The organism is Sphingomonas bacterium (assembly GCF_028292945.1).
In the GTDB taxonomy this organism is placed as follows: domain Bacteria; phylum Pseudomonadota; class Alphaproteobacteria; order Sphingomonadales; family Sphingomonadaceae; genus Sphingomonas.
On record NZ_JAQGLJ010000106.1, the window covers coordinates 1 to 4,432 of the forward strand.

6 protein-coding genes and 2 pseudogenes are annotated in these 4,432 nt (G+C 66.6%); 4 read left to right on the top strand and 4 right to left on the bottom strand.

The features are described from left to right. The 3 genes and pseudogenes from JWN21_RS11490 to JWN21_RS11495 all read right to left on the bottom strand — a co-directional run. Window positions 1–288, bottom strand: a pseudogene (locus JWN21_RS11490) (type 1 glutamine amidotransferase); the annotation flags it as partial. 55 nt (window positions 289–343) lie between these two features. After that, window positions 344–694, bottom strand: a pseudogene (locus tag JWN21_RS14000) (type 1 glutamine amidotransferase); the annotation flags it as partial. Next, on the bottom strand, window positions 691–1,323 hold the full coding sequence (locus tag JWN21_RS11495) for a cysteine hydrolase family protein (RefSeq protein ID WP_299650054.1): 633 nt from the start codon (window positions 1,321–1,323) through the stop codon (window positions 691–693). The pseudogene JWN21_RS14000 and the gene JWN21_RS11495, both read right to left, overlap by 4 nt. A gap of 90 nt (window positions 1,324–1,413) precedes the next feature. Here JWN21_RS11495 and JWN21_RS11500 point away from each other — a divergent pair, with 90 nt between their 5' ends. Continuing rightward, on the top strand, window positions 1,414–1,581 hold the full coding sequence (locus JWN21_RS11500) for a hypothetical protein (RefSeq protein WP_299650057.1): 168 nt from the start codon (window positions 1,414–1,416) through the stop codon (window positions 1,579–1,581). 1 nt (window position 1,582) lies between these two features. On the opposite strand, the gene JWN21_RS11505 is transcribed toward JWN21_RS11500, so the two are convergent. Then, window positions 1,583–2,893, bottom strand: a complete 1,311-nt coding sequence (locus tag JWN21_RS11505) for an MFS transporter (protein WP_299650059.1) — start codon at window positions 2,891–2,893, stop codon at window positions 1,583–1,585. 130 nt (window positions 2,894–3,023) lie between these two features. Between JWN21_RS11505 and pgsA the strand changes: the two genes are divergently transcribed. Genes pgsA through JWN21_RS11520 form a run of 3 tightly spaced genes read left to right on the top strand, consistent with a single transcriptional unit; the run spans window position 3,024 to window position 4,323 of the window. After that, window positions 3,024–3,623 (top strand): CDP-diacylglycerol--glycerol-3-phosphate 3-phosphatidyltransferase, encoded by a 600-nt coding sequence (gene pgsA / locus JWN21_RS11510; RefSeq protein ID WP_299650062.1) that lies wholly within the window; start codon window positions 3,024–3,026, stop codon window positions 3,621–3,623. A gap of 5 nt (window positions 3,624–3,628) precedes the next feature. Beyond that, the gene (moaD, locus tag JWN21_RS11515; RefSeq protein ID WP_299650065.1) at window positions 3,629–3,883 is read left to right on the top strand and encodes a molybdopterin converting factor subunit 1; all 255 of its coding nucleotides are present in this window, start codon (window positions 3,629–3,631) and stop codon (window positions 3,881–3,883) included. Next, complete coding sequence (locus JWN21_RS11520; RefSeq protein WP_299650068.1) at window positions 3,880–4,323, top strand: molybdenum cofactor biosynthesis protein MoaE; 444 nt, start codon at window positions 3,880–3,882, stop codon at window positions 4,321–4,323. The genes moaD and JWN21_RS11520 overlap by 4 nt, the downstream gene beginning before the upstream one ends. The last annotated feature ends 109 nt before the right edge of the window (window positions 4,324–4,432 follow it).

Below are 4,432 nucleotides of genomic sequence, written 5' to 3' on the forward strand. Positions count from 1 at the left end.
CGCCTGCGCGGCCGCGTCCGCCTCGGTTCGCGCCGGGCCATCCTCGATCAGCATCGCCGCATCCCGGCGCAGCGCGGCGGCGATCTGCGCCAGCGTCAGTTCCGGATCGTACTGAACGCCCCAGAACACACCGCGATCGTACCGGATCTTCGCCGCCTGAACGGCCACCGCGGCGTTGAACGCCAGCAGGGTCCCCCCGGCGGGCAGCTGTTCCACCTCGTCGCCATGGATGGTGAGCGCGCCAGACTGGCGGTCGGCCCGACAGCAGCGGATGGGTGCGGCCCGCATCCGTCGGCACGATGCGCCGGGCGAAGCCGGCTTCGCGCCGCTTGGCCCTAGGACGTACGGTGCCGCCAGCCGCCGCGACCGCAACCTGCAGCCCGGCACACGAGCCGAACGACGGGGTTCCAGACGCAAACACGGCCCCCATTAACGCGATCTCGCGTTTCGACTCCACGCTGCCGTCATAGATGTGGAGCGGCGACCCGCTGAGGAAGACCGCGTCGAGCGCCTCCAGCTGATCCGGCGTCCAGACACGGGCGTCGCCGTCGGCCGGCGTCGTCAGGGTCGTTTCCGCGCCGGGCTCTAGCGTCTCCAGAAAGATGGCGAGGCTCTCGCCCGCGCTCTGGCCGACACTCGAGCGACGCTTCGAGCGCGCGTCGAAACCTTCGCTATCCACGACGCGAAACCTCATGCGCGCGCCAGCCAATCCCCAAGGGACCGTTCAGATGTCGGTCTGACATTGGCGCCCATGCTCTTCGCCATCGTGTCGAGCGCCCACCGGGTACGCTGCGGATCCTCGCTCGCCACGCCGTCCGCCGGTACCCACAGTTCGTATTCACGCATGTGCGCGTCGGCGGCGGTGAACAGCACGCAGATATCCGCAGCGACGCCGGTCAGCACCAGCCGGCTGACGCCGAGTCGAGGCAGGATCGCGGGCAGGGTAGTCGTATAGAAGCCCGAAAACTGCGGTTTCATCACGAACAGGTCTTCGTCGCGCGGGCGCAGCCGTCGCGCGAGCTCGCGGCCCGGACTGTCGTCGCCCGTCGCTCGTTCGACAATGACGGCGCGATCTCCATGCCAGTCGCCATGATTGTCGTTGACGTAGATCACGGGCACGCCGGAGGCACTAGCCTGCTCGCGCAGATCCAGGATGCGCTCGCCCGCGGCCTCGGCGGCCGGACGAAGTGCATCCGCTCCGGCGAAGTCGAGGCGGTTGATCATGTCGATGATGAGAAGCGCGGCGCGCCCGCCGGGACGTTCAGTCATCGGCGCGTAGCGTTCATCGCGAGCGCTGGTTCCCGCTCGATTGCCTTTGATCAACGCGATGGTGAACGTCCCATCTCGGAACGGGCGACGCTTAACCTTCTTTGTGACTCGCCGAACCGGTAAACAAGGCGTTAACGCCTGCCCATGACAAGACGCCTAGTGCTCACCCAGGAGGCCGCGGGCCACCCATTTCGCCGATCGTTGCCGCCCGCCGCCATCGACCCCGCGATACGGAGCGAGGACAGCGACTGGAAGCTGTTCGTGCTCAGCTTCGGTGCGTTCTTCACCTGCTTCTATACGTTCCTGCTGTAGCTCAGCAAGGCAGCGGGCCGTCGCAGGCGCGGTGCAGGCGCTGCGCGATCCAGGCGGCGACCAGGCACATGCCCGCGACCACGATCAGCAATTGCATGGCGGTGACGCCGGCGGCCATCATGGCGGCGACCGACACCGATGCGATCGTCATCGCTCCCGAATTAACCACGTTGTTCGCCGCGACCGTGCGCGCGGTCTGGTCCTTGGTGACGGTGGTGGTCAGGAACGCGTAGAGCGGGACCACGAACATGCCGCCAAAGATCGCTACCGCCAGGAGGGACAAGATGACCGGCACCGATTGTGGCTGCGCGACGAATTCCAGCACACCATAAAGGCGACCGGCCGGGGCCGGCGTCCACAGCCGAACCGACAGCCACAAGGCGATCACCGCGCCCGCCATCGCGACTACCGATATAGGCGAGTAGCGCGCGGAGATGTTCCCCCGCAGCAGCAGGTTGATGACCACCGACCCGATCGCGACGCCGATCGAGAACACGCCCAGCACCAGGCTCGCGACCGTTGCCTGAGCGGTCAACACGTTCTTCACCAGCGGCGGAAACGCGATGATCAGCACCGAGCCGATGGTCCAGAAGAACGAGATGGCGCAGATCGCCAGAAACAGGCGACGGATGTGCATGGTCGCCGCGATCAGCCGCCAGGATGCGGTGAACGGGTTCCAGTCGAGCTTCAGCGGCGGTCCCAGCCGGGGAGCGGGCGGGATCTGCCGCGCGGCCAGATAGCCGATCACCGCCACCGACAGCGTAAGCGCGGCCACCAGCCGCGCGTCCTGATAGATGATGCCCGCGACGATGGTGCCGAGCAGGATCGACAGGTAGGTTCCGGCCTCCACCATCCCGGTCCCGGCCAGGACGTCCTCGTCCTCCAGATGCTGGGGCAGGATGGCATATTTGATCGGGCCGAAAAAGGTCGAGTGGAAGGCCAGGCCGATCACGGCCAGCAACATCAGCGCGAGCGGCGCCACCACCGCCCCCTGTGTGCCGAGCCACAGCCCGATGCACCCGACCAGAACGATGACGATCTCCGCGAGCTTGACGACGCGAATGATGCGGGTCTTGTCGGTCGTGTCGGCCAGTTGCCCGGCCAGCGCCGAGAACAGAAAGAATGGCAGCACGAACAAGCCCGCGACCAAGGCATTGAAGAAGCCCTCCTGACGCTCGTCATTGAAGATCTGATACGTCGCGAACAGGATCATCGACGTCTTGAACAGATTGTCGTTGAAGGCCCCGAGGAACTGCGTGGTGAAGAGCGGCAGGAAGCGCCGCTGCTTGAGAAGCCCGAGGGCGTTCAACATGCATTTACCATGCGCGCGGCCCTCGATCGTGACAACATGGCCGGCCGTGTAGCCGACCCGCGGCGATGCGCCAACCATGCAGGGCAGGGTGGGGTATCGCGATCCTGCGGTGCGCGATAAGGTCGCGGCAATGTGGACCGCGCCGAACCTGCTGACGTTGTCGCGCATCGTCGCGTTGCCGGCGTTGGTCGCGTTGTTGTGGTGGCCGCAATGGGAAGCCGGCTATCTCGCCGCATTCGTGCTGTACTGCGCGATGGGGATCACCGATTATTTCGACGGCTATCTGGCGCGGGCGCAGGGTGCCGTGTCACGACTGGGCGTGTTCCTCGATCCGATCGCGGACAAGATCATGGTGGCGGCGGTCATCCTGATGCTGGTCGGCACGCGATTCGAGGATCGCGCGATCATCACCGGCATCCACCTGATCGCGGCGCTGATCATCCTGCTGCGCGAGATCGCGGTGTCTGGGTTGCGCGAGTTCCTGGGGGGCATTCAGGTTTCGGTGCCCGTGTCGCGGTTGGCGAAGTGGAAGACGACATTCCAGATGGTGGCGCTGGGTGCGTTGATCCTCGGCGGTGCGTTGCCATCGTTCGGCGTGATCGCGCTGGGCGCACTGCCCGCGATCGGCGTAGTCAAGCTGATCGGGTTGACCACGCTCTGGGCCGCGGCCGTGCTGACGCTGATCACCGGCTGGGACTATCTGCGCGTCGGCCTGAAGCACATGGACTGATCGCGATGTTGCGGGTGCTGTACTTCGCCTCGGTGCGCGAGGCGATCGGGACGGGCGAGGAAATGCTCGATCCGCCGCCGGAAGCAGCCACCGTCTCCGCGCTGATCGACTGGCTAGCGACGCTGAGCCCGGCGCATGGTGCGGCTTTTGCCGATCGCGCCCGGTTGCGCGCGGCCATCGATGGCCGCTTCGTGTCCCTCCACGCCGCATTGGGCAAACCGGCCGAGGTGGCGCTGTTCCCGCCGGTGACGGGCGGATGATCCGCATACTGGTGCAGACCGGACCGATCGACCTTGCGGCCGAACTGGCGTTGGTTGAAGCGGACGGGGCGGGCGCGGTGGCGACGTTCACCGGCATCGTCCGCGGCGATGACGGGGTGCAGTTGCTGGACCTGGAGCATTACCCCGGCGCGACGGAAGCGGCGCTGCGGACGCTCGCCGAGGACGCGACCGTGCGCTGGTCGTTGCTGAGCGCGACGGTGGTCCACCGCGTTGGCACGATGCGGCCCGGCGAACGCATCGTCCTCGTCGCCACGGCGGCACCGCACCGCGCGGCGGCACTGGATGCGTGTGCGTTCCTGATCGACCGGTTGAAGACCGACGCGCCATTCTGGAAACGCGAAACGCGCGGTGGCGAAGCGCGCTGGGTTGAGGCGCGGGAGAGTGACGACGCGGCGGCGACGCGGTGGGCGCGCGATTGACGCCGCAAACAACCTAGATCCTCGGAAGCAGCACACCGTTGACGACGTGCATCGTCCCGTTGCTGTGGCGGACATCCGCCGTCTCGACATAGCTCTTGTTGCCACCGCG

Coding starts and splice junctions, on each gene's coding strand:
- JWN21_RS11500 (WP_299650057.1), top strand. CDS start 1,414: ATGACAAGACGCCTAGTGCTCACCCAGGAGGCCGCGGGCCACCCATTT.
- JWN21_RS11505 (WP_299650059.1), bottom strand. CDS start 2,893: ATGTTGAACGCCCTCGGGCTTCTCAAGCAGCGGCGCTTCCTGCCGCTC.
- pgsA (WP_299650062.1), top strand. CDS start 3,024: ATGTGGACCGCGCCGAACCTGCTGACGTTGTCGCGCATCGTCGCGTTG.
- moaD (WP_299650065.1), top strand. CDS start 3,629: ATGTTGCGGGTGCTGTACTTCGCCTCGGTGCGCGAGGCGATCGGGACG.
- JWN21_RS11520 (WP_299650068.1), top strand. CDS start 3,880: ATGATCCGCATACTGGTGCAGACCGGACCGATCGACCTTGCGGCCGAA.